General features: G+C 60.2%; 20 protein-coding genes. All 20 read left to right on the top strand.

The features are described 5' to 3' along the window. The first annotated feature begins 36 nt into the window (after nucleotides 1-36). The 20 genes from GTP46_RS09010 to hisC all read left to right on the top strand — a co-directional run bounded on the left by GTP46_RS09010 (nucleotide 37) and on the right by hisC (nucleotide 23,843). Nucleotides 37-3,165, top strand: coding sequence for a DEAD/DEAH box helicase (locus GTP46_RS09010; protein ID WP_161006300.1), 3,129 nt, complete (start codon nucleotides 37-39; stop codon nucleotides 3,163-3,165). Nucleotides 3,166-3,168: 3 nt separating this feature from the next. Next, on the top strand, nucleotides 3,169-4,308 hold the full coding sequence (locus tag GTP46_RS09005; RefSeq protein WP_161006299.1) for a PAS domain-containing sensor histidine kinase: 1,140 nt from the start codon (nucleotides 3,169-3,171) through the stop codon (nucleotides 4,306-4,308). Nucleotides 4,309-4,358: 50 nt separating this feature from the next. Continuing rightward, nucleotides 4,359-5,039 (top strand): response regulator transcription factor, encoded by a 681-nt coding sequence (locus tag GTP46_RS09000; RefSeq protein ID WP_008443102.1) that lies wholly within the window; start codon nucleotides 4,359-4,361, stop codon nucleotides 5,037-5,039. Between the two features lie 174 nt (nucleotides 5,040-5,213). Then, nucleotides 5,214-5,906, top strand: coding sequence for a transposase (locus tag GTP46_RS08995; protein ID WP_161006298.1), 693 nt, complete (start codon nucleotides 5,214-5,216; stop codon nucleotides 5,904-5,906). Nucleotides 5,907-6,131: 225 nt separating this feature from the next. Beyond that, entirely contained in the window at nucleotides 6,132-10,856 is a 4,725-nt protein-coding gene (locus tag GTP46_RS08990; protein WP_161006297.1) for a glutamate synthase-related protein, read from the top strand. A 27-nt stretch (nucleotides 10,857-10,883) separates the two neighbouring features. Beyond that, nucleotides 10,884-12,347: a glutamate synthase subunit beta gene (locus tag GTP46_RS08985; protein WP_161006296.1), complete on the top strand. Its 1,464-nt coding sequence runs from the start codon at nucleotides 10,884-10,886 to the stop codon at nucleotides 12,345-12,347. A 245-nt stretch (nucleotides 12,348-12,592) separates the two neighbouring features. Continuing rightward, entirely contained in the window at nucleotides 12,593-13,408 is an 816-nt protein-coding gene (locus GTP46_RS08980; RefSeq protein WP_161006295.1) for an ABC transporter ATP-binding protein, read from the top strand. Beyond that, nucleotides 13,405-14,190, top strand: a complete 786-nt coding sequence (mlaE, locus tag GTP46_RS08975; protein ID WP_161006294.1) for a lipid asymmetry maintenance ABC transporter permease subunit MlaE — start codon at nucleotides 13,405-13,407, stop codon at nucleotides 14,188-14,190. Before GTP46_RS08980 ends, mlaE begins: the two co-directional genes overlap by 4 nt. 25 nt (nucleotides 14,191-14,215) lie before the next feature. Continuing rightward, nucleotides 14,216-14,686, top strand: a complete 471-nt coding sequence (gene mlaD / locus GTP46_RS08970) for an outer membrane lipid asymmetry maintenance protein MlaD (RefSeq protein ID WP_161006293.1) — start codon at nucleotides 14,216-14,218, stop codon at nucleotides 14,684-14,686. After that, nucleotides 14,683-15,486, top strand: a complete 804-nt coding sequence (locus GTP46_RS08965; protein ID WP_161006292.1) for an MlaA family lipoprotein — start codon at nucleotides 14,683-14,685, stop codon at nucleotides 15,484-15,486. The genes mlaD and GTP46_RS08965 overlap by 4 nt, the downstream gene beginning before the upstream one ends. A gap of 33 nt (nucleotides 15,487-15,519) precedes the next feature. Beyond that, complete coding sequence (locus GTP46_RS08960; RefSeq protein WP_161006291.1) at nucleotides 15,520-16,164, top strand: MlaC/ttg2D family ABC transporter substrate-binding protein; 645 nt, start codon at nucleotides 15,520-15,522, stop codon at nucleotides 16,162-16,164. A gap of 8 nt (nucleotides 16,165-16,172) precedes the next feature. Further along, nucleotides 16,173-16,592: an STAS domain-containing protein gene (locus GTP46_RS08955; RefSeq protein WP_161006290.1), complete on the top strand. Its 420-nt coding sequence runs from the start codon at nucleotides 16,173-16,175 to the stop codon at nucleotides 16,590-16,592. A gap of 171 nt (nucleotides 16,593-16,763) precedes the next feature. Further along, nucleotides 16,764-17,678 (top strand): ABC transporter ATP-binding protein, encoded by a 915-nt coding sequence (locus GTP46_RS08950; RefSeq protein ID WP_161006289.1) that lies wholly within the window; start codon nucleotides 16,764-16,766, stop codon nucleotides 17,676-17,678. Beyond that, nucleotides 17,675-18,442 carry an ABC transporter permease gene (locus GTP46_RS08945; protein WP_161006288.1) on the top strand — a complete coding sequence of 256 codons (768 nt, stop codon included), beginning with the start codon at nucleotides 17,675-17,677 and terminating at the stop codon, nucleotides 18,440-18,442. Before GTP46_RS08950 ends, GTP46_RS08945 begins: the two co-directional genes overlap by 4 nt. 15 nt (nucleotides 18,443-18,457) lie before the next feature. Beyond that, complete coding sequence (locus GTP46_RS08940; RefSeq protein ID WP_161006287.1) at nucleotides 18,458-18,694, top strand: BolA family protein; 237 nt, start codon at nucleotides 18,458-18,460, stop codon at nucleotides 18,692-18,694. Nucleotides 18,695-18,696: 2 nt separating this feature from the next. Continuing rightward, complete coding sequence (murA, locus tag GTP46_RS08935; RefSeq protein WP_161006286.1) at nucleotides 18,697-19,947, top strand: UDP-N-acetylglucosamine 1-carboxyvinyltransferase; 1,251 nt, start codon at nucleotides 18,697-18,699, stop codon at nucleotides 19,945-19,947. 3 nt (nucleotides 19,948-19,950) lie between these two features. Beyond that, complete coding sequence (hisG, locus tag GTP46_RS08930; RefSeq protein ID WP_161006285.1) at nucleotides 19,951-20,616, top strand: ATP phosphoribosyltransferase; 666 nt, start codon at nucleotides 19,951-19,953, stop codon at nucleotides 20,614-20,616. Beyond that, nucleotides 20,613-21,920 (top strand): histidinol dehydrogenase, encoded by a 1,308-nt coding sequence (gene hisD, locus GTP46_RS08925; RefSeq protein ID WP_202414209.1) that lies wholly within the window; start codon nucleotides 20,613-20,615, stop codon nucleotides 21,918-21,920. The genes hisG and hisD overlap by 4 nt, the downstream gene beginning before the upstream one ends. Continuing rightward, entirely contained in the window at nucleotides 21,917-22,735 is an 819-nt protein-coding gene (locus GTP46_RS08920; RefSeq protein WP_161006284.1) for a DNA-methyltransferase, read from the top strand. The genes hisD and GTP46_RS08920 overlap by 4 nt, the downstream gene beginning before the upstream one ends. 13 nt (nucleotides 22,736-22,748) lie before the next feature. Further along, nucleotides 22,749-23,843, top strand: coding sequence for a histidinol-phosphate transaminase (gene hisC, locus GTP46_RS08915; RefSeq protein ID WP_161006283.1), 1,095 nt, complete (start codon nucleotides 22,749-22,751; stop codon nucleotides 23,841-23,843). The last annotated feature ends 9 nt before the right edge of the window (nucleotides 23,844-23,852 follow it).

Here is a 23,852-nt window from a genome sequence, read left to right as displayed (position 1 = left end):
CTGTTTTTGAACTATCTTTGACCAACAATGCGACCTATGGATCTTACCCGCGACGACGCCCCTGCCGCCCCTGCTGCTCCAGCACCGGCTCCAACACGCCCAGCGCCGCCTGCGAATCAATTGTCGTACGCCGTAGCCACCTGGCTGCAGCGTGTGGATGCAGCCGCGCACCCCAAAGCCAAGTTGACTCCGCCGCCGGTCGAAAATGACCCCAAGCAAACCCAATACAAACTGATTTATGTGATGGCGCCCACCAGCGGCGGCCGTCACGTGGCCTTATGCCTGTACAAAGCCCGCCTCCGTCCGAACGGCGATGTGGCGGCGGCCAGTCCGGTCAGCGAGGTATTTTCGCTGCTGTCGACGCCACCGACTTTCATGACGCAAGCCGACGAAGACCTGATCCGCTTCTTCGTCGCTATGCGCAGTGGCCAGAATTCCCAGACCGGCTCGGCCACCGAACCGCGTGGCAAGATCGGCGCGGCGCTGCTGAATATGCTGGCCGAGCAGGACAAATTGTTGTGGGCAAACTCCTGGGCCGACGTCGGCAACGGGCTGGTCTATCCGCTGAAAGGCGGCGTACTGCGCGAAGCCAACCTGGCATGGCGCGAAGAGGGCAAGGGCTTGCGTCTGGGCTGGCAGGTCGCACCGCCGCCAGGCGCCAAGCACATCGGCGCTGACCAGGTCGATTACATGTTGCCGACCGATCCGCCGTGGTACATCGATAACCTGTCGTGCGGCGTGCTGCAATTGAATCAGGGCGGCACGCAAATCCCGTTGGCGGACCTGCAAGCACTGGTAGCGCAAGCGCCGCTGCTGACCAACAACGACAAGATGCGCGTCTCGCAGCTGTTGCTGGCGCATGGCCTGCAAGGCCTGATGCCGCTGCCGCAACCGCTGCCGCAGCGCATCCGCGACGACGTCAAGCCGCGCCCGGTGCTGACGCTGGATGCTGCCATGCTGGCCGACGGCTCCCTGCAACGCTGGAACGATTTTGCCGTGCTGTCCTTCGATTACGACGGCGAGCGCGTGTCGTTCGACCCGTCGCAGCGCGTGGTGCGTCAGAAGGGTGACGTTACCGAGATCATCCAGCGCGACATCGGCGCTGAAGACGACGCATTGGCCACACTAACCGAGCGCCACTTCCTGGCGCCGAGCACGCTGCCGCTGAGCGCCGTCAAAGGCGGCTTGCTGTTGCCGACCCAGGCTGAATGGCTGCGCTTTGCGCGCGACGGCATCAGTGCACTGAAAGACGCCGGTTGGAAGATCGAAAAAACCGTCAAGTACCGTTTCGACACGCAGGAAGTTGGCGACTGGTACGCGGAAGTGGAAGAAGACGAGGCCGATGGCGGCCGCGCCTGGTTCAACCTGGAACTGGGCATCATGGTCAATCAGGAGCGGGTACCGCTGCTGCCGGTGCTGGTGCAGCTGATCCGTAACGCGCCGAATGATTTCAATCCAAAAGTCATCGCCAACCACGGCGAGGAAGACCAGATGCTGGCCAATCTGGCCGACGGCACCCGCGTCGCCCTCCCATGGGGCCGCGTGCGCCCTATCTTGAACACCTTGGGCGAGTTGTATTTCAGCGACAAGATCAAGACCTCGCTGCGCATGGCCACGCTGGACGCGGCGCGCCTCGACGAGCTGGCCCGCAATGTGGAAATGCGCTGGACCGGCGGCGAAGAGCTGCGCGACATGGGCGCGCGCCTGAACCAGTTCGGCGCGGTGAAACGCGTCGCTACGCCGGCCGGCTTGCAAGCCACGCTGCGTGACTACCAGACCGATGGCCTGTCGTGGATGCAGTTCCTGCGTGAGTACGGCTTCGCCGGCATTCTCGCCGACGACATGGGACTCGGTAAAACCGTGCAAACACTGGCCCATATTCTCGTAGAAAAAGAAGCCGGCCGCCTGACCGCGCCAGCACTGGTGATTGCGCCAACTAGCCTGATGGGCAACTGGCAGGAAGAAGCCGCGCGCTTCGCCCCTGGCCTGAAAGTGCTGCTGTTGCAAGGCAAGGACCGCATAGGCCAGTTCGACCAGATCGACGAAGCCGACCTGGTGCTGACCACCTACGCCCTGCTGCCGCGCGACGAGGAAAAACTGCGCGAGCACGATTTCCACCTCGTGATTCTCGACGAATCGCACTACATCAAGAACACCCGCTCCAAGGCGGCTCAGAGCGCCGGCCTGCTGCGCGCGCGCCATCGCCTGTGCCTGTCCGGCACGCCGCTGGAAAACCACTTGGGCGAGCTGTGGTCGCAATTCCACTTCCTGTTGCCGGGCTTGCTTGGCGACGAGAAGGGCTTCAACACCGTGTTCCGTCATCCGATCGAACGCGCGGATGATCCACTGCGTCGCGCATTGCTGAACCGTCGCATCAAGCCTTTCCTGCTGCGCCGGACCAAGGACAATGTGGCGAAAGAGCTGCCGCCGAAAACCGAGATGGTGCGCAAGGTCGAACTGACCGGCGCCCAGCGCGACCTGTACGAAACCGTGCGTCTCGCCATGGACCAGAAAGTGCGCGAGGAAATCGACCGCAAGGGCGTGGCGCGCAGTCAGATCGTCATCCTGGAAGCGCTGCTCAAGCTGCGCCAGGTGTGCTGCGATCCGCGCTTGGTCAAGTCGACCACCAAGAAACAGCAAGCGGCTGGTTCGGCCAAGCTGACTGACCTGATGCAGATGGTGGAAGACCTGCTGGAAGAGAAGCGCAAAATCCTGGTGTTCTCGCAGTTCACCAGCATGCTGGAGTTGATCGAGGAAGAACTGGAGGCGCGCGACATCCCGTATGCGCTGCTGACCGGCGACACCAAGGACCGCAGCGCACAGGTGGCGGCCTTCCAGCAAGGCGCAGTGCCTATCTTCCTGATATCGCTGAAAGCCGGCGGCGTCGGCCTCAACCTGACGGCAGCTGACACGGTGATTCACTATGATCCATGGTGGAATCCGGCAGCGGAAAACCAGGCCACCGACCGGGCCTGGCGTATCGGGCAGGACAAACCGGTATTTGTGTATAAACTCATCGCTAAGGGCACGCTGGAAGAAAAGATCCAAGTCTTGCAGCAGAAAAAGTCCGATCTGGCGCAGTCCATCCTGGCGGAAGGCGAGTCGCAGAAAATGGCGCTCACGCAAGAGGACCTGCAACAAATCTTCGCACCTTTGGTGGAGTAATCAATGAGTGTATCGATAGCGGAACTCCAGGCAGCACTACAGCAATCCCAAGCCAACGAAGCCCGCTACCGGCTGCTGCTCGAACACAGCAGCGAAATCAGCTGGATGGCCGATTGCGCCACGCTTTCGCTGACTTGGTTGAGTCCAGCGGCCGAACGTCAGTTCGGCTACACGCTGGAAACGGCGCAGACGCTGGCTTCCAGCCTGCTCAAGGATTTGCAGGCGCGGCTCACGCGCTACGCCGAGGGCGATCTCAGCCGTCGTCGCTTGCTGCGTGAAACCGAGCTGGCCCATCGCGACGGCCACGCTGTGCCGGTGGAAATTGAATCAACATTGATCCTCGACGCGGCCGGCGTGCCGGCCACCGTGATCGGCGTGGTGCGCGATCTCAGCTCGCGCCGTGAGCTGGCGCAGCAGCAGAAAAAGTTCGCTTCCATGCTGTCGCACGAATTCCGTACGCCCTTGTCGACCATCGACGGCGCCGTGCAGCGGCTGGAAATGACCGGCGCCCACCATGACGAAGGCACGCGCAAGCGCTACCGCAAGATCCAGACCGCCGTCGACCGCATGCTGGCCATGCTGGACGAATACCTGTCGCCGGAGCGCATGGCCAGTATCGGCCGCGAGCGTCAGCCCAATGAAGTCAACCCATCCGTGCTGCTGCAAAGCGCGGCTGAACAGGCCCAGCGCCGCCGCAAGCAAATTACGGTGCAGACCACCGGCTTGCCGCAATGGATGCGCTGCGACCCGTCCGGCATGCGTTTGTGCCTCGACATCTTGCTGGACAATGCAATAAAGTACACAGGCGAGAATATTCCGATAGAATTGGTAGGAAGAATTGCCACGGAAGGTGGCGTCGAATTCCTGGTGCGCGATCACGGCGCCGGCATTCCGGAAGCGGAATTGCCGCATGTATTCGATAAAGCCTACCGTGGCAGCAACGCCGCAAGCGTGGCTGGATCCGGGCTCGGCCTGTACATGGCACGCTCGATCGCGGATGTCCACGGCGGCACAGTGAGCGCACGGAATGTTTCTGAAAGCGGCACGGAATTTCGGATTTGGTTGCCCGTGGCGGCCAATGCCGGGAAAAACCTTGCGCGAGAGGAAGGCAGCAGTGATAATTCCTTGGACGCAAGCTCATAGCAGGAGTGGCCTGAGCACGCTTGCGCACTAACCGATCGAATGGCGCATCAATGACGCAAATACTCATCGTGGAAGACAATCTCGACTACGCCGAAGAAATGGCGGAGTTCCTGACTGAACTTGAACACGAAGTACACATCACCAATAACGCCAGCGATATGTGGTCTGCACTCAGCCAGGGCAATGTTGGCGTGGTCGTGCTGGACCTTGGACTGCCGGACGAAGATGGCTTCAACGTCATCCCGCGCATGCGCCAGCTGTATCCACAAATCGGCCTGCTGGTGCTGACCGGCCGCGTGGCGTTCGACAACCGCATCCTCGGCTTGCGCCTCGGCGCCGACCATTACCTGACCAAGCCTATCAAATTCCCGGAATTGGCGGCGCACATTGAGGCGCTGGATCGCCGCGTTGGTCCGCAGGAAACGATACCGGCGCCGAGCAAGTGGACGCTCAAGGTCAGCGCCCGCCAGTTGGAGCTGCAGGGCATGGCGATTACCCTGACCGAGAAAGAGTGCAACTTCCTGCACTTGCTGACGATCAACACTCGTCCAGTACCGCGCCAGGTGATTGTGGCCGGCATCGGCGGCGATGATCCGGACGCCGGCCGCCGCGTCGACATGCTGGTCTACCGCCTGCGCAAGAAGGCTCGTACCGGCCTGGGCCAGGATCTGCCGCTGCGCAGCGCCTACGGCGAGGGCTACAGCCTGTCCGCCAGCTTCAATTTATCGTAGTGTCGTTCCCGCGCAGGCGGGAACCTATGCTGAGTATGGATTCCCGCTTCCGCGGGAATGACGGTATATAGGGACAGAGCCAGCGCGATTTTCTGTCTTGCGAATTTAATCGGGGACAGAGTCAAGCAACAAGGGTAGAATCGGGCTTCCGATCTACCCTTTTTTGTTATTTGTATGGCACGCCTGCCCCGCTTAATCGTTCCCCACCAGCCGCACCACGTCATTCAGACCGGCGCCAACAACCAGGACGTCTTCCTCGACGCCGAAGATTATCAGACCTTTCTCGGCTGGCTGCGCACCGCCGCCAAAACCTACAAAGTGGCGGTCCACTGCTACGTTTTGATGCCAAATCACCTGCATTTACTGGTTACGCCGACCGACGACACTGGTCTCGGTCAGATGATGCAGTGGGTCGGCCGCTATTACGTGCCCTATTTCAACCAAAAGTATTCCCGCAGTGGAACTTTGTGGAACGGACGCTACAAAACCTCGCTGATCGATGCCGATGCGTACTTTATGTTGTGCAGCCGTTACATTGAATTCAACCCGGTACGCAACGGCATGGTGGCGCGCGCCGAGGACTACCCGTGGTCCAGCTATTGTCACCACGCCGGCATCCGCCCGGACGGGTTGGTGACTGACCACGCCAAGGTTTGGGAGCTGGGTAACACGCCATTCCAGCGTGAAGCGGCCTATAGCGCGCTTTCCCAGCCGACGTTGAGCGCCGAGGAAATCACTTTAATCGGCAAATCCCTACTCAAAGGCTGGCCGCTGGGCTCGCAACAGTTCCAGACCGCCCTGCAGAACAAGGTAAAACGCCAGGTTTTACCGGCAAAACGCGGCCGGCCATTCAAAATAAAGTTATAACCCGGGGTCAGGTCCTCCATTTCTACACGAGCTCGGCCATTACGGCAGTTATGGCCGAGCTCGTGTAGAAATGGAGGACCTGACCCCGGATTTACTCTGTCCCCAATTAAAAAAATAAGCTTCTGAGGAAAATTTAATTCGACTCCGACCCTAATTGTTCTTGTTGAGGTTTACGCTGCATTGCACTAATCTTGGCCTTCGAGCCAATTAGTCCGGAGTTTAGCCATGAAAGCCCAAGGTCTTTACGATCCTTCCAATGAACACGATGCCTGCGGCGTCGGTTTCGTCGCCCACATCAAGGGCAACAAGAGTCACTCGATTGTGGAACAGGGTCTGCTGATCTTGAAGAACCTCGATCACCGGGGTGCGGTAGGTGCCGACCCGTTGATGGGTGATGGCGCTGGTATCCTGATCCAGATCCCGGACCAGTACTACCGTGACGAAATGGCCAAGCAAGGCGTGGAACTGCCGCCGCCAGGCGAATACGGCGTCGGCATGGTGTTCCTGCCGAAAGAAAACGCATCGCGCATCGCCTGCGAACAGGAAATCGAGCGCGCCGTGCGCGCCGAAGGCCAGATCGTGCTGGGCTGGCGCAATGTGCCGGTCGACCTCGACATGCCGATGTCGCCGACCGTGCGCGCCAAAGAACCAGTCATCCGCCAGATCTTCATCGGCCGTGGCGCCGACATCATGGTGACCGACGCGCTGGAACGTAAGCTGTACGTGATCCGCAAATCGTCGGGCCACGCCATCCAGGCGCTGAAACTGATCCACGGCAAAGAATTCTTCGTGGCCTCGCTGTCGGCCCGTACCATCGTCTACAAAGGCCTGCTGCTGGCGGACCAGGTTGGCGTGTACTACAAAGACCTGCAAGACGCGCGCTGCGTGTCGGCGCTGGCGCTGGTGCACCAACGCTTCTCGACCAACACCTTCCCGGAATGGCCGCTGGCCCACCCGTACCGCCTGCTGGCGCACAACGGCGAGATCAACACCGTGCGCGGCAACTTCAACTGGATGCGCGCCCGCGAAGGCGTGATGAAATCGGCCGTGCTGGGCGAAGACCTGCAAAAGCTGTTCCCGCTGATCTACGAAGGCCAGTCGGACACCGCCTGCTTCGACAACGCGCTGGAACTGCTGCTGATGGCAGGCTACCCAATCGCCCAGGCGATGATGATGATGGTGCCGGAAGCCTGGGAAAACCACGGCACGATGGACGACAACCGCCGCGCCTTCTACGAGTACCACGCAGCCATGATGGAACCGTGGGACGGCCCTGCCGCCCTGGCCTTCACCGACGGCCGCTACATCGGCGGTACGCTGGACAGGAACGGTTTGCGGCCTGCGCGTTATATCGTCACCGACGACGACCTGGTGGTGATGGCGTCGGAATCTGGCGTGCTGCCGATTCCGGAATCGAAAATCATCCAGAAATGGCGTCTGCAGCCAGGCAAGATGTTCCTGATCGATCTGGAAGCCGGCCGCATCATCGACGACAAAGAGCTGAAAGACACCTACGCCAACGCCAAGCCATACAAGGCATGGATTAACGCGGTGCGCATCAAGCTGAACGAAATCAAGCTGAGCGAAAGCCAGCTGGCGCACAACCGTGCCAAGGACAAGCCTGCCGCCGGCGAAAAAGCCGTGCCATCGCTGCTGGACCGTCAGCAAGCTTTCGGCTACACCCAGGAAGACCTGAAATTCTTGATGGCGCCGATGGCTGCCTCGGGCGAAGAAGCTACCGGCTCGATGGGTAACGACTCGCCGCTGGCCGTCATGTCCAACAAGCTGAAGCCGCTGTACAGCTACTTCAAGCAGTTGTTCGCGCAGGTGACCAACCCGCCGATCGACCCGATCCGCGAAGCGATGGTGATGTCGCTGGTATCGTTCATCGGTCCTAAGCCTAACCTGCTGGACACCAACAACGTCAACCCGCCAATGCGTCTCGAAGTGTCGCAGCCTATCCTGGGCTTCGACGACATGGAGCGTCTGCGCAATATCAGCCAGCACACCGGCGGCAAGTTCAAATCGTACGAGCTGGGCATCTGCTACCCGCTGGCCTGGGGCAAGGAAGGCGTTGAAGCCTGCCTGGCGTCGCTGTGCGCGGAAGCCGTGGACGCGGTTAAATCCGGCCACAACATCCTGATCGTGTCGGACCGTTCGATCGGCCCGGACCGCGTGGCGATCCCAGCCCTGCTGGCGACCTCGACCATCCACCAGCACCTGGTCAGCAAAGGCCTGCGCGCCTCGACCGGCCTGGTGGTGGAAACCGGCTCGGCCCGCGAAACCCACCACTTCGCGCTGCTGGCAGGTTACGGCGCGGAAGGCATCCACCCGTACCTGGCAATGGAAACCCTGGTGGAAATGGCCGCCGGCATGCCGGGCGACCTGTCGGCTGAAAAAGCTATCTACAACTTCACCAAGGCCATCGGCAAGGGCCTGATGAAGGTGATGTCGAAGATGGGTATCTCGACTTATATGTCCTACTGCGGCGCGCAGATCTTTGAAGCTATCGGCCTGAACAAGTCGCTGGTGGACAAATACTTCAAGGGCACTGCCTCCAACGTGGAAGGCATCGGTGTGTTTGAAGTGGCGGAAGAAGCGCTGCGCCTGCACAACCTGGCCTTCGGCAACGACCCAGTGCTGGCCAACCATCTGGACGCCGGCGGCGAATACGCCTTCCGTGTGCGCGGTGAAGACCACCTGTGGACTCCGGATGCGATCGCCAAGCTGCAACACTCGACCCGCTCGAACAACTTCTCGAGCTATAAAGAGTACGCACAAATCATCAACGACCAGAGCAAGCGTCACCTGACCTTGCGCGGCCTGTTCGAGTTCAAGATTGATCCGACCAAGGCGATTCCGCTGGATGAAGTTGAGCCAGCCAAGGAAATCGTCAAGCGTTTCGCTACCGGCGCCATGTCGATGGGCTCGATCTCGACCGAAGCCCACGCTACGCTGGCAGTGGCGATGAACCGCATCGGCGGCAAATCGAACACCGGCGAAGGCGGCGAAGATCCATCGCGCTACACCATGGAACTGAAAGGAATCAAGATCAAGCAGGGCGAGACTATGGCTTCGGTCATGGGTAAAGAGCAGATGGTGGTCGATATTCCTCTGCAGGAAGGCGACTCGCTGCGTTCGCGCATCAAGCAGGTGGCGTCCGGCCGTTTCGGCGTGACCGCTGCTTATCTGAACTCGGCCGACCAGATCCAGATCAAGATGGCCCAAGGTGCCAAACCGGGCGAAGGCGGCCAGCTGCCAGGCCACAAAGTGTCGGAATACATCGCCACCCTGCGCTTCTCGGTGCCGGGCGTGGGCCTGATTTCGCCGCCACCGCACCACGATATTTACTCGATTGAAGATCTGGCGCAGCTGATCCACGACCTGAAGAACGCCAATCCGCGTGCTTCGATCTCGGTCAAGCTGGTGTCGGAAGTTGGTATCGGTACCGTGGCTGCTGGTGTGACCAAGGCAAAAGCCGATCACGTGGTGGTGGCAGGCCATGACGGCGGCACCGGCGCATCGCCGTTGTCCTCGGTCAAGCACGCCGGCACCCCTTGGGAGCTGGGCCTGGCTGAAACCCAACAGACGCTGGTGCTGAACGGCCTGCGTAGCCGTATCCGCGTCCAGGCCGATGGCCAGATGCGTACCGGTCGCGACGTGGTGATCGCCGCCCTGCTGGGCGCTGATGAAATCGGCTTCGCTACCGCGCCGCTGGTGGTGGAAGGCTGCATCATGATGCGTAAATGCCACCTGAACACCTGCCCGGTCGGCGTTGCGACTCAGGATCCGGTGCTGCGCGCTAAGTTCTCGGGCAAGCCCGAGTACGTTGTGAACTACTTCTTCTTCGTCGCTGAAGAAGCGCGTCAGCTGATGGCGCAACTGGGCATCCGCACCTATGACGAGCTGATCGGCCGTGTTGACCTGCTGGACAAATCCAAGGCGATCTCGCACTGGAAAGCCAAGGGTCTGGACTTCAGCAACATCTTCTACCAGCCGGAAGTACCGAACGGCGATTCCGTCTACCACACCATGGAACAGGATCACGGCCTCGACAAGGCACTGGACCACAAGCTGATTGCGCAAGCCAAAGCGGCGCTGGAAAAAGGCGAGCGCGTGTCCTTCATCTCGCCGGTGAAGAACTTGAACCGCACCGTGGGCACCATGCTGTCGGGCGAAGTGGCCAAGCGCTACGGTCACGCCGGCCTGCCGGACGACACCATCCATATCCAGCTGCAAGGCACGGCCGGCCAGTCGGCTTGCGCCTTCCTGGCACATGGCATCACCATCGACTTGGTTGGCGAGGGTAACGACTATGTCGGCAAGGGCTTGTCGGGCGGCCGCATCATCGTGCGTCCGAATACCGAGTTCCGCGGCTGGGCAGTGAACAACATCATCATCGGTAACACGGTGCTGTACGGCGCGATTTCCGGTGAAGCCTTCTTCAACGGCGTGGCCGGCGAGCGTTTCGCAGTGCGTAACTCGGGCGCCACCACCATCGTTGAAGGCACCGGCGACCACGGTTGCGAATACATGACCGGCGGCACGGTCGTCGTGCTGGGCAACACCGGCCGTAACTTCGCGGCGGGTATGTCGGGCGGTATCGCCTACGTGTACGATCCGGACGGCGATTTCGAATCGCGCTGCAACACTTCGATGGTGTCGCTGGAGCCGGTGCTGACCACCAAAGAGCAGGAAGCGCAGAGCGCAACCTGGCATATCCAACACAAGGATATCGGCCGCGAGTCGGACGAAGTGATCCTGAAGCGTTTGATTGAGCGTCATTTCAAGCACACCGGCAGCACCCGTGCCCGCCTGTTGCTCGATAACTGGGCCGAGAGCCGTGGCAAGTTCGTCAAAGTATTCCCTAGCGAATACAAACGCGCACTGGCCGAAATGGCCGAAGACGTGGCGAACGAAGCCGCTTCCGTACAGCCTATCGCTGCTTGATCGAACAGAATATATTAAGGAACTATCGTGGGTAAAATCACCGGCTTCATGGAATTCCAGCGTCAGGAAGAAGGCTATCTGCCGCCAGCGACGCGCCTGAAAAACTACGCGGAATTCGTCATTCCGCTGACGAACGAGCAAGCCAAGGTACAGGGCGCACGCTGCATGGATTGCGGCATCCCGTTCTGCAACAACGGCTGCCCGGTCAACAACATCATCCCGGACTGGAACGATCTGGTTTATCGCGGCAACTACCGCGAGGCGCTGGACACCCTGCACTCGACCAACAATTTCCCGGAATTCACCGGCCGCATCTGCCCGGCGCCGTGCGAGGCTGCCTGTACTTTGGGCATCCACGAACTGCCAGTCGGCATCAAGTCGATCGAGCACAAGATCATCGACGAAGGCTGGGAGCACGGCTGGGTGGTGCCGCAACCTGCGGCCAAACAGAGTGGCAAGAAAGTTGCCGTGGTTGGTTCCGGTCCAGCCGGCCTGGCCGCAGCCCAGCAGCTGGCGCGCGCTGGCCACGCTGTGACCGTGTTTGAAAAATCCGACCGCGTCGGCGGCCTGCTGCGCTACGGTATTCCAGACTTCAAGATGGAAAAGTCGCACATCGACCGCCGCGTCAAGCAGATGGAAGCTGAAGGCGTGACCTTCCGCACCAGCGTGTTGATCGGCAAGGACTTCCCGGCCAACGTCAACAACTGGGCCAAGGAAACCATCTTCCCTGAAGACCTGCAGAAGGAATTCGACGCCGTCGTACTGGCTGGCGGTGCAGAAGCGCCGCGCGACCTGCTGGTGCCAGGCCGCGAGCTGAAAGGCGTGCATTTCGCCATGGACTTCCTGCCGCAGCAAAACAAGGTCAACGCCGGCGACAAGCTGAAAGACCAGATCAAAGCCACCGGCAAGCACGTGGTGGTGATCGGCGGCGGCGATACCGGCTCCGACTGCGTGGGCACCTCCAATCGCCACGGCGCCGCCTCGGTAACCCAGTTTGAACTGATGCCTATTCCGCCGGAGCAAGAGAACAAGCCGCTGGTCTGGCCATACTGGCCGACCAAGCTGCGCACCTCGTCCTCGCACGACGAAGGCTGCAGCCGTGACTGGGCGGTCGCCACCAAGCGCCTGGAAGGCAAGGGCGGCAAAGTTGAAAAACTGATCGCCTGCCGCGTCGAATGGAAAGACGGCAAGATGAGCGAAGTGCCGAACTCGGAATTCGAAATGAAAGCCGACCTGGTATTCCTGGCCATGGGCTTTGTGTCGCCAGTCGCCAACATCCTGGACGCATTCGCAGTAGATAAAGATGCACGCGGCAATGCCAAAGCCACCACGGATGGCGAAGGCTGCTACAAAACTTCCGCAGCCAAGGTGTTTGCTGCCGGCGACATGCGCCGCGGCCAATCCCTGGTGGTGTGGGCGATCCGCGAAGGCCGCCAGTGCGCGCGCGCGGTCGATGAGTTCCTGATGGGCAGTTCCGAGTTGCCGCGTTAAGCTCAACACACGGTAACCAGGCTCGGCCTGGCTCCCTGCCGGGTACGGATGGGCGATCCCCAGCCGTACCCGGTTTTTTTTTGAAAGTACCGTTTGCTGCACTGCATGAATGTAACAATTAGTGCTTGGTGTAAATTACTGACTTTGGGTTCAGTAGTGTTGTATTATCTGCTACTCAACGCCTCTCCCGGGGGCGTCTCCTGCAGAGATTGACCTTTCTGCACTACAATACGGCATTCCAAAAAATGAGTTCAGTCGTGGCTAATCTAGTCGAAATCCGTGATTTACACTTCACCTATGGCAAGCGCGCGATCCTGTCGGGCTTGAACATGGACTTCCCGCGCGGGAAGGTGATTGCGATCATGGGTGGCTCCGGTAGCGGCAAGACCACCGTGCTGCGCCTGATCGGCGGCCAGCTGCGTCCGCAGAAAGGCCATGTCAAGGTCCAGGGCCAGGTGGTGCACAAGCTGAATACCGCCGGCTTGTATCTGTTGCGTCGCAAAATGGGCATGCTGTTCCAGCATGGCGCCCTGTTCACCGACCTCAGCGTATTTGAAAATGTCGCCTTCCCGCTGCGTGAGCACACCGATTTGCCGGAAGAGCTGATCCGTAACCTGGTGCTGATGAAGCTGCAAGCCGTGGGCCTGCGCAATGCCGCCAAGCTGAAACCGGGCGAGATCTCGGGCGGCATGGCGCGCCGCGTGGCGCTGGCACGCTCGATCGCGCTGGACCCCGAACTGATTATGTATGACGAGCCGTTCGCCGGCCTGGACCCGATCTCGATGGGCGTGACCGCCAACCTGATCCGTAACCTGAATACGGCGCTGGGCTCGACCACGGTATTGGTGTCGCACGACGTCAAGGAGAGCTTCGCCATCGCCGACTATGTTTATTTCCTGTCGCAAGGCAAGATTGTTGCGAGCGGCACGCCGGCTGAGATGCTGGTGTCGACCGACCCGTATGTGAAGCAGTTCGTCAACGCGGAAGCGGACGGCCCGGTGCCGTTCCACTATCCAGGCAAGTCCCTGGCCGAGGATCTGGGCCTGGGAGTGCAAGTATGAGTCTGAAGAATTGGTTGTCCAAGCTGGGCGCGCCCCTGCGCGATTATGTTGAAAGCATCGGTTTCGGCGCCCGTACTTTTGGCTCCATGCTGGGCCTGTCGCCGGGCTTGCTGAAGCGCCCGCGCCTGGTAATTGAGCAGCTGCATTTCATCGGCAATTACTCGATGCTGATCATCACCCTTTCCGGCCTGTTCGTCGGCATGGTGCTGGGCCTGCAGGGTTATTACACGCTGAATAAGTACGGCGCCGAGCAGTCGCTGGGCTTGCTGGTGGCGCTGGGCCTGACCCGCGAACTGGGCCCGGTGATCACCGCGCTGCTGTTTGCCGGCCGCGCCGGTACCTCGCTGACCGCCGAAATCGGCCTGATGAAGGCTGGCGAGCAGCTGTCCGCCATGGAAATGATGGCCGTGAATCCGATCCAGCGTGTGCTGGCGCCGCGTTTCTGGGCCGGCGCCCTGTCGGTGCCGCTGCTGGCGTCTGTCTTCAGCGCGGTTGGCGTGCTGGGTGGCTGGCTGGTTGGCGTACAGCTGATCGGCGTCGATGACGGTGCGTTCTGGTCGCAGATGCAGGGCGGCGTCGACATCTACAAAGATATTTTCAACGGCTTTGCCAAGAGCGTGGTGTTCGGTATTGCGATCACTTTCATCGCCCTGTACCAGGGCTACGAAGCGCAGCCGACCCCGGAAGACGTGGCGCGCGCCACCACCCGCACGGTCGTGATCTCGTCGCTGATGATCTGGTGGCTGGACTTCATGATGACGGCGCTGATGTTCAGCAAATAAAAGATAAAGAAACTGAGGAATAATTATGCAACGTAAATCTCTGGATGTCTGGGTTGGTCTGTTCATCGTTGTCGGCGTAGTATCCCTGATGTTCCTGGCGCTCAAGGCCGGCAATATGGGCTCGCTGTCCTTCGGCAAGTCCTACGCGATCACCGCCAAGTTCGACAATATCGGCAGCCTGCGCCCGCAAGCGGCGGTCAAGGCCTCCGGTGTGGTGGTCGGCCGTGTGGGAGAGATCAAGTTTGATGACAAGAGCTATCAGGCACTGGTAACCTTGAACATGGAAGAAGGTTACAAATTCCCTAAAGACAGTTCGGCCAAAATCCTGACCGCTGGCTTGCTGGGCGAACAATACGTCGGCATCGAAGCCGGCGGCGACACTAATAATCTGGCGGCCGGCGACAAGATCGCCCGTACGCAATCGGCAGCCGTGCTGGAAGACCTGATCAACCAGTTCATCTACAGCAAGGCCGCAGACGGAAAGGACGAAAAATGATGGGTTCCACCAAATTGCGCCAAACCGCGCTGGCGCTGGGCGTCACCGCCCTGCTGGCCGGCTGTGCCGGTCCTAACCCGCGCGACCCGTACGAAGGCTTCAACCGCGCCATGTTTGATTTCAACGACACGGTCGATACCTACGCGCTGAAACCGGTGGCCACGGCGTATAAAAACGTCACCCCAGGCTTTGTGCAAACGGGTGTCGGCAACTTCTTCGGCAATCTGGGCGACGCTTGGAGCGCCATTAACAACTTGCTGCAAGGCAAGGGTGAAGATGGCATGTCGGACGTCGCCCGCTTTGCGCTGAACACCACGTTCGGTATCGCCGGCCTGTTCGACATCGCTTCCGAAGCCGGCCTGCAAAAGCACAAGGAAGATTTCGGCCAGACCCTGGGCGTATGGGGCGTGCCATCCGGTCCCTACGTGATGCTGCCGCTGCTGGGCCCGTCGACCCTGCGCGACACCGCCGCCCTGCCGGTCGACATCACCGGCGACATCTGGCGCTACAAAGAACCGATTTACATCCGCAACACCGGTACTGCCCTGCGTGTGGTCGACCAACGCGCCAGCCTGCTGGATGCCTCCACGCTGCTGGAAGATGCTGCGCTGGATCGCTATGAATTCATCCGCGACGGCTTCCTGCAGCGCCGCGAAAGCCAGATTCATCCGGACACCGACGATATGCCGCGCAAGCGTAAAAAAGATGACGATTCGGAAAGTTCCGCACCCGTGTCATCCGAATCGGCCCCAAAAGAGTTAAACTCCGGCACACCGGCTGCAAAACCAGACAGCCAGTGAGACCCGAAGAACCACTCATAAGGCATACAAAAGATGAACTTCATTAAAAAATTTATCGCTTTAGCAACTGTCGCCGTAGCGGTTAGCGCTCACGCCGCCGTGCCTGCCAACGAGGCGCCGGACGCGCTGGTGAAACGCATCAGCCAGGACGTGATCGATACCGCCAAGACCGACAAGGCGATCCAGGCCGGCGACACCAAGAAGGTGATCGATCTGGTGGAAAGCAAGATCCTGCCATACGTGGATTTCCAGCGCATGACCGCGCTGGCCGCCGGCCGCTTCTGGCGCGATGCTACTCCGGAGCAGCAAAAAGCTCTGACCGAACAGTTCCGTTCGCTGCTGGTGTTCACCTACTCGGGCGCGCTGTCGCAGATCAAGAACGAAACCGTGGAATTCAAGCCGCTGCGCGCTGATCCAACCGACACCGAAGTGGAAGTGCGTTCGCAGGTCAACATGAGCCGCGGCGAACCGATCCCGCTGAACTACCGCGTTGCCAAGGGCCCACAAGGCTGGAAGATTTACGACATCAACGTGCTGGGTGCCTGGCTGGTGGAAACCTACAAAGGCACTTTCGCGTCGGAAATCTCGAAAGGCGGCATGGACGGCCTGATCAAGGCGCTGACCGAGAAAAACAAAAAACTCGCCAGCAAGCCACTGAAAACCAACGCACCGAAGTAATACACGCCATGAACGCCGTTACTGAACCCATCGACAACCTGCAGTCGCTCACGTCCCTGACCGTGCTCAACGCCACCGCGGCGCTGGAGCGCGGCTATGCCGCCATTCAGGCCGGCCAGACCGCGTTCGACCTGCGCCATGTGTTGACGGTGGATTCGGTGGCGGTGTCGGTGATGCTGTCGTGGCAGCGCGCTGCGCAAGCCAAGGGCATCAAGCTGGAACTGAAAAACCTGCCACCGGCGCTGCAAAGCCTGACCAAGCTGTACGGTGTGTGCTCGCTGCTGTTCCCGACTGACGTCAAGCTCGACTCGGAAGGCGTTGCGTACCGCAATCCGGCGCTCGACGAATTTTCACCGGTGAAAGCACCGGAATCGGTCTTCAGCAAGAAGACCCAGGTTGGCGACGACTCCGCCCACCATCACCATTGACCCCCGCCCCACTCCGCCGCTCGCAGTAATAACTGCGTAAATCCCCGGTCCGGCTCGGACCGATTGAATTTCCAATATAATTGAACGTTGCCACAGCCGAAGAGCCGTGGCGTTCCGCAGCATCTTCCCGCGCGCCGGCTTTGCCGCCGCAACCTTATAGATAAGTCAAGAATGACAGCGATCCAAATTAGCAATGTCGAGAAGCGCTACAAGTCGCTCCAGGCACTAGGCGGCGTGTCCCTCACCATTGAAGAGGGCGAATTTTTCGGCCTGCTGGGCCCGAACGGCGCCGGCAAAACCACGTTGATTTCCACCATTGCCGGCCTGATTCGTCCGGACGCCGGTTCGGTCAAGATCCACGGCCACGACGTGGTCAGCGATTTCCGCGCCGCCCGCAAGAAGCTGGGCGTGGTGCCGCAGGAACTGGTGTTCGACCCGTTCTTCACCGTGCGCGAAACGCTGCGCTTGCAATCGGGCTACTTTGGCCTGAAAAACAACGACGCGTGGATCGACGAGGTGATGCACAACCTCGACCTGACCAACAAGGCCGACACCAATATGCGCGCCCTGTCCGGCGGCATGAAGCGCCGCGTGCTGGTGGCGCAGGCGCTGGTGCACAAGCCGCCCGTGATCGTGCTCGATGAGCCGACCGCCGGCGTCGACGTGGAACTGCGCCAGACGCTGTGGAAGTTCATCTCGCGCCTCAATCGCGAAGGCCACACCGTGGTGCTGACCACCCACTACCTGGAAGAAGCGCAGGCCATGTGCAAGCGCGTGGCCATGCTCAAACTGGGCAAGGTGGTGGCACTGGATAGCATGGCGTCGCTGATCCGCCGCATCTCCGGTTCGCAGCTGATCGTGAACCTGACGCACGGCGATATTTCGGATGACCTGCGCCATCTGGTCACGCATCCGGAAGCGTCGGAGCAAGGCAAGAAGTACAGCCTGCGCATCAATGAATACGCTGAAGTCGAACAAATCCTGAAACGCCTGCGCGAGTCGGGCGCCGTGATCGACGAAATGCAACTGCAACAAGCGGATCTGGAAGATATCTTCATCCAGATCATGGAAAAAGGTACCGTATGAACTTCATCTCCGCCGGCTTCCGTACCCTGGTCTTCAAGGAGACCCTGCGCTTCTGGAAAGTAGCAACGCAAACCATCGCCGCGCCTATCCTGACCGCCATGCTGTACCTGCTGATTTTCGGCCACGTGCTGGAAGGGCGCGTCAACGTTTACGATGGCGTCAGCTACACCTCGTTCCTGATCCCGGGCCTGGTGATGATGAGCGTTTTGCAGAACGCTTTCGCCAATTCGTCGTCCTCGCTGATCCAGTCCAAGATCACTGGCAACCTGGTGTTCGTGCTGCTGACGCCTTTGTCGCACTGGGAGATTTTCTCGGCCTATGTGATCGCCGCTATGGTGCGCGGCATCGTGGTGGGCTGCGGCGTGTTCTTCGTGACCGCGTGGTTTGCCCACATGTCGTTTGCCGCGCCGCTGTGGATCCTGGTGTTTGCGCTGCTGGGCGCCGCCATCCTCGGCACCATGGGTTTGATCGCCGGCATCTGGGCTGAGAAGTTCGACCAGCTGGCCGCGTTCCAGAACTTCCTGATCGTGCCGCTGACCTTCCTGGCCGGCGTGTTCTATTCGATCCATTCGCTGCCGCCGGTATGGCAGGCAGTCTCGCATTTGAATCCGTTTTTCTACATGATCGACGGCTTCCGTTACGGCTTCTTCGGCCAGTCCGACGTCAATCCGCTGGTGAGCGTGGCCATTGTTTCGGCCTTCCTCGTCGTGCTGGCGTTCCTGGCGATTCGTTTGCTGCGCAGCGGATATCGTCTGCGCCACTAATTAGGGAATTTAAAAATGGCTACCACTCCAGAACTGATCCACGGCTATATCTCGGCCGGTCTCGAATGCACCCACCTCGAAGTGGAGGGCGATGGCCAGCACTTCCAGGCCGTCATTGTGTCGCCTGCGTTTGCAGGCAAGCGTCCAATCCAGCGCCACCAGCTGGTGTACGCTGCGCTGGGCGACCGCATGCGCGAAGAAATCCACGCACTGTCGATGAAAACCCTCACCCCTGATGAATACCAAGGATAAGCATGGACAAGCTTCTGATTCAAGGCGGTAACCGCCTGCAAGGCGACATCACCATCTCCGGCGCGAAGAATGCTGCACTGCCTATCCTGTGCGCAGGCCTGCTCACCGCCGGCGACGTCGAGCTGTCCAACGTGCCGCACCTGCACGACGTATCGACCATCCTGAAACTGCTGGGCGAGACCGGCCTGAAGGTCACCCAAGACGGCGACAAAGTTACGCTGAATGGCAGCGCCATCACCAAGCTGGAAGCACCGTACGATCTGGTGAAGACCATGCGTGCGTCGATTCTGGTACTGGGCCCGCTGCTGGCGCGCTTCGGCGAAGCCAAGGTCTCGCTGCCGGGCGGCTGCGCGATTGGTTCGCGTCCTGTCGACCAGCACATCAAGGGCCTGCAAGCGCTGGGCGCTGACATCACCGTTGAAGGTGGCTACATTTACGCCAAGTGCGCCAAGCTGAAAGGCGCACGCATCGTCACCGACATGATCACCGTGACCGGCACCGAGAACTTGCTGATGGCCGCCACCCTGGCCGAAGGTGAAACCGTGCTGGAAAACGCCGCCTGCGAGCCTGAAGTGACCGACCTGGCACACCTGCTGGTGGCGATGGGCGCCAAGATCGAAGGCATCGGCACCAACCGCCTGGTGATTCAAGGCGTGAGCGAACTGCATGGCGCCAAACACGCCGTGATTTCGGACCGTATCGAAGCCGCGACCTTCCTGTGCGCCGTTGCGGCCACCGGTGGCGATATCACCATCCGCAACACCCGCGTCGATATCATGGATGCTGCGTTGGACAAGCTGCGCGAGATCGGTCTGCAACTGACCATCGGCGACACCTGGATCCGCGCGCAGATGGACAAGCGTCCGCACGCCGTGACCTTCCGCACCACCGAATACCCTGGCTTCCCGACCGACATGCAAGCGCAATTCATGGCGGTGAACACCATCGCCGAAGGCGCCAGCCGCGTGACGGAAACCATTTTTGAAAACCGCTTCATGCACGTCCAGGAGATGAACCGCCTGGGTGCGCAAATTGAAACCGATGGCAACACCGCCTTTATCAAAGGCGTGGAACAGCTGGTTGGTGCGCCTGTTATGGCGACCGACTTGCGTGCATCTGCTTCGCTGGTGATCGCTGGCCTGGCTGCGCGCGGTGAAACGCTGATCGACCGCATCTATCACCTGGACCGCGGCTACGACCAGATGGAAGTCAAACTCTCCGCCGTAGGCGCTAACATCAAGCGAATCAAATAAATCATGAGCTCTTTCCAAGCCGACTCCCAGCAGCTGATTCTTGCGCTGTCGAAGGGCCGCATTTTCGAAGACACCATGCCGTTGCTGGAAGCAGCCGGCATCACCGTCACCGAAAATCCGGAAACTTCGCGCAAGCTGATCCTGCCGACCAATGACCCGAATGTGCGCGTGCTGATCGTGCGCGCCACCGACGTGCCGACCTATGTGCAGCATGGCGCGGCGGACTTCGGGGTGGCTGGCAAGGATGTGCTGCTGGAGCACGGCGGCGAAGGACTGTACCAGCCGATCGACCTGCGTATCGCCGAGTGCCGCATGTCAGTCGCGGTGCGCAACGGTTTCGATTACGAGACTGCGGTGCGTCAAGGTGCGCGCCTGCGCGTGGCCACCAAGTTCGTCGAGACCGCGCGCGCGCACTTCGCCAAGAAGGGCGTGCACGTTGACCTGATCAAGCTGTATGGCTCGATGGAGTTGGCGCCGCTGGTCGGCCTGTCGGACGCGATTGTCGACGTGGTCAGCACCGGCGGCACGCTGCGCGCCAACGATCTGAAAGAGGTCGAGGCCATCATGGATATTTCGTCGCGCCTGATCGTGAATCAAGCTGCACTGAAGATGAAACGCGAGCGCCTGCAACCGATTATCGAAGCATTTGAACGCGCATCCAAAAAATGATTACCAAGCTCGATTCCAGCCAGGCCGATTTCAAACAACGTCTGGACACCCTGTTGGCTTTTGAAGCCAGCACTGACGATGCTATCGAAGGCGCGGTCGGCAAAATCCTCGCTGACGTGAAAGCACGTGGCGACGCCGCCGTCCTCGAATACACCAATCGCTTCGACCGTATTCCAAACGGCGGTGCCACCAGCATGGCAGCGCTGGATGTCTCGCAAGAAGAACTGCAAGCCGCACTGGCCGCCATTCCCGACGCACAGCGCAAGGCATTGGAAGTCGCCGCAGACCGCGTGCGCGTATTTCACGAACGCCAGAAGCAGGAACTGAACGGCTTCACCTACACCGAAGCCGATGGCACGGTGCTGGGTCAGCGCGTAACGCCGCTGGACCGTGTGGGCATCTACGTCCCGGGCGGTAAAGCTGCCTACCCATCGTCGGTGCTGATGAACGCGATTCCTGCGCACGTCGCCGGCGTCGAAGAAATCATCATGGTGGTGCCAACGCCGGACGGCGTGAAGAACCAGATGGTGTTTGCCGCTGCCGCCATCGCTGGCGTGACCCGCGTGATCACCATCGGTGGCGCGCAAGCCGTGGCCGCACTGGCTTACGGCACCGAGACCATTCAAGCCGTCGATAAAATCGTCGGTCCTGGCAACGCCTACGTGGCGTCGGCCAAGCGCCGCGTGTTCGGCACCGTCGGCATCGACATGATTGCCGGCCCGTCGGAAATCCTGATCGTCTGCGACGGCACCACCGATCCTGACTGGGTGGCGATGGACCTGTTCTCGCAAGCAGAGCACGACGAGCTGGCGCAAGCCATCCTGCTGTGCCCTGATGCAGATTACATCGCGCAAGTGGAAGCCAGCATCGCCAAACTGCTGCCAACCATGCCGCGCCAGGAAGTGATCAAGACTTCGCTGGGCGATCGCGGTGCGCTGATCAAAGTGCGCGATATGGATGAAGCCTGCGCCATTGCCAATAGCATCGCCGCCGAACACCTGGAAATCTCCGCCGTCGAGCCGCAGCAATGGGCCGACAAGATCCGCCACGCCGGCGCCATGTTCCTCGGCCGCTTCTCGTCCGAATCGCTGGGCGACTACTGCTGCGGTCCGAATCACGTGCTGCCAACCTCGCGCACCGCGCGCTTCTCGTCGCCGCTGGGCGTGTACGATTTCCAGAAACGTTCGTCCATCATTCACGTCAGCGAAGCCGGCGCGCAAACGCTGGGCAAGGTCGCGGCGGAACTGGCTTACGGTGAAGGCTTGCAGGCACACGCCCGCAGCGCGGAGCTGCGCCTCAAATGAGTGATTGGCTTAATCAGGTCTTCTGTGAGGATGCGCTGGCCGGTTTGGCGCGCATCCCCGATGGTTCTATCGACCTGATTTTGACCGACCCACCGTACAACTTGGGCAAAGACTACGGCAATGCCTCGGACCAGCAGTCGGTAGACGACTACCTGCTCTGGACCGAGCAGTGGATAGACGCCGCCCTGCCCAAGCTGAAGCCGAATGGCAGCTTGTACATTTTCCTGACCTGGCGTTTTTCGCCGGAGATTTTCGTCATGCTGAAAAAGCGTATGACGATGATGAACGAAATTATCTGGGATCGCCGCGTGCCGTCGATGGGCGGTAGCGTGCGCAGTTACTCGTCGGTGCATGACACCATCGGTTTCTTCGTCGGCCGCAAGGATTACTACTTCGACCTCGACGCCGTGCGCATTCCCTACGATGCCGAGACCAAGAAAGCCCGCACGCGTTCCATCTTCATCGGCGCGAAATGGCTGGAAGTGGGCTACAACCCGAAAGATTTGTGGAGCGTATCGCGCCTGCACCGTGAGCATCCGGAGCGCGCCGATCATCCCACGCAAAAGCCGCTGGAGATTATCGAGCGCATGGTCAAGGCCTCGTGCCCGCCGGACGGCGTGGTGCTCGACCTGTTCATGGGCAGCGGCACCACGGCCATTGCTGCCAAGCGTACCGGCCGCAATTACGTGGGCTTCGAACTGAATCCAGATTATTGCGCGATCATCGCCGAACGTCTGGCGATGCCCGAAGTACCGGCGCCGCCGCCTAAGAAAAAGCCCGTGCCGCGGGCCAAGCGAAGTTTAGTCAACTCATAGGAGCTTAAGTAAGATGTCCCCCATCGATCTGCTGGTTAACAGCACCATCCGCCCCGACGTAAGAGCTGTAGCCAGCTACCACGTCGCTGATGCGAGTGGTTTCATCAAGTTGGATGCGATGGAGAACCCTTACCACCTGCCGCATCATCTGCGGGAGGACCTGGCCCAGCGCCTGGCCGACGTGGCGCTGAACCGCTACCCGGCCGCCGCCTACAGCACCATCAAGCAGCGCATCATCGACAAGCTGGGCGTACCGGCCGGCTATGACGTCATTCTCGGCAACGGCTCGGATGAACTGATCTCCATCCTGTGCATGGCCTGCGCCATGCAGGACCGCCGCGCCACCGTGGTCGCGCCGACGCCGTCGTTCGTGATGTACCAGCGCTCGGCGCAATTCGCCGGCATGGATTACGTTGGCGTGCCTTTGAAAGCAGACCTCACGCTCGACCTGCCGGCCATGCTGGACGCCATCGCCAAACACAAGCCGGCGCTGGTGTTCCTTTCGTACCCGAACAACCCAACCGGTAACTTGTTCACGGAAGAAGATATCGTCGCCATCATCAAGGCGCTCGATGGTTTCGGCCTGGCCGTAGTGGACGAGGCTTACGAGCCATTCGCCCAGCAGACCTTTATGAATCGCCTGCCTGAATTTCCGAATCTGGTGGTGATGCGCACCGTGTCCAAGCTGGGACTGGCCGGCATACGCCTCGGCTACATGTCGGCAGCCCCGCAATTGCTGGCCGAATTCGATAAAGTGCGGCCTCCATACAACATCAACGTGTTGACCCAGGTTGCGGCCGAATTCGCGCTCGACCACGTGGAGGTGCTGAACCAGCAGGCAGCCGCGTTACGCGCCGCACGCGCCGATCTGACGGCTGCATTGGCCGTCATGCCGGGCGTGGAGGTATTTCCGTCGGCGGCGAATTTTATCTTGATTCGCGTGCCCGATTCCGACGCCAGCCACGCAAAACTGCTGTCTCACAAGGTATTAATTAAAAATGTGAGTAAAATGCATAGTGTGCTGGCAAACTGTTTACGCATTACCGTTAGCACTCCGGAAGAAAATTCCACCTTCCTCGATGCCTTCGCCGCATCGCAGGCAGCCTGACACCATCGC

The organism is Duganella flavida, assembly GCF_009857445.1.
GTDB lineage: Bacteria > Pseudomonadota > Gammaproteobacteria > Burkholderiales > Burkholderiaceae_D > Rugamonas > Rugamonas flavida.
The sequence above is the reverse complement of the archived record's forward strand: the minus strand, read 5'-3'. Positions and strand labels throughout refer to the sequence as shown.

Bases quoted from the DNA above. Each gene is read 5' to 3' on its own strand.
- GTP46_RS09010 (WP_161006300.1), top strand. From the start codon at position 37: ATGGATCTTACCCGCGACGACGCCCCTGCCGCCCCTGCTGCTCCAGCA.
- GTP46_RS09005 (WP_161006299.1), top strand. From the start codon at position 3,169: ATGAGTGTATCGATAGCGGAACTCCAGGCAGCACTACAGCAATCCCAA.
- GTP46_RS09000 (WP_008443102.1), top strand. From the start codon at position 4,359: ATGACGCAAATACTCATCGTGGAAGACAATCTCGACTACGCCGAAGAA.
- GTP46_RS08995 (WP_161006298.1), top strand. From the start codon at position 5,214: ATGGCACGCCTGCCCCGCTTAATCGTTCCCCACCAGCCGCACCACGTC.
- GTP46_RS08990 (WP_161006297.1), top strand. From the start codon at position 6,132: ATGAAAGCCCAAGGTCTTTACGATCCTTCCAATGAACACGATGCCTGC.
- GTP46_RS08980 (WP_161006295.1), top strand. From the start codon at position 12,593: ATGAGTTCAGTCGTGGCTAATCTAGTCGAAATCCGTGATTTACACTTC.
- mlaE (WP_161006294.1), top strand. From the start codon at position 13,405: ATGAGTCTGAAGAATTGGTTGTCCAAGCTGGGCGCGCCCCTGCGCGAT.
- mlaD (WP_161006293.1), top strand. From the start codon at position 14,216: ATGCAACGTAAATCTCTGGATGTCTGGGTTGGTCTGTTCATCGTTGTC.
- GTP46_RS08965 (WP_161006292.1), top strand. From the start codon at position 14,683: ATGATGGGTTCCACCAAATTGCGCCAAACCGCGCTGGCGCTGGGCGTC.
- GTP46_RS08960 (WP_161006291.1), top strand. From the start codon at position 15,520: ATGAACTTCATTAAAAAATTTATCGCTTTAGCAACTGTCGCCGTAGCG.
- GTP46_RS08955 (WP_161006290.1), top strand. From the start codon at position 16,173: ATGAACGCCGTTACTGAACCCATCGACAACCTGCAGTCGCTCACGTCC.
- GTP46_RS08950 (WP_161006289.1), top strand. From the start codon at position 16,764: ATGACAGCGATCCAAATTAGCAATGTCGAGAAGCGCTACAAGTCGCTC.
- GTP46_RS08945 (WP_161006288.1), top strand. From the start codon at position 17,675: ATGAACTTCATCTCCGCCGGCTTCCGTACCCTGGTCTTCAAGGAGACC.
- GTP46_RS08940 (WP_161006287.1), top strand. From the start codon at position 18,458: ATGGCTACCACTCCAGAACTGATCCACGGCTATATCTCGGCCGGTCTC.
- murA (WP_161006286.1), top strand. From the start codon at position 18,697: ATGGACAAGCTTCTGATTCAAGGCGGTAACCGCCTGCAAGGCGACATC.
- hisG (WP_161006285.1), top strand. From the start codon at position 19,951: ATGAGCTCTTTCCAAGCCGACTCCCAGCAGCTGATTCTTGCGCTGTCG.
- hisD (WP_202414209.1), top strand. From the start codon at position 20,613: ATGATTACCAAGCTCGATTCCAGCCAGGCCGATTTCAAACAACGTCTG.
- GTP46_RS08920 (WP_161006284.1), top strand. From the start codon at position 21,917: ATGAGTGATTGGCTTAATCAGGTCTTCTGTGAGGATGCGCTGGCCGGT.
- hisC (WP_161006283.1), top strand. From the start codon at position 22,749: ATGTCCCCCATCGATCTGCTGGTTAACAGCACCATCCGCCCCGACGTA.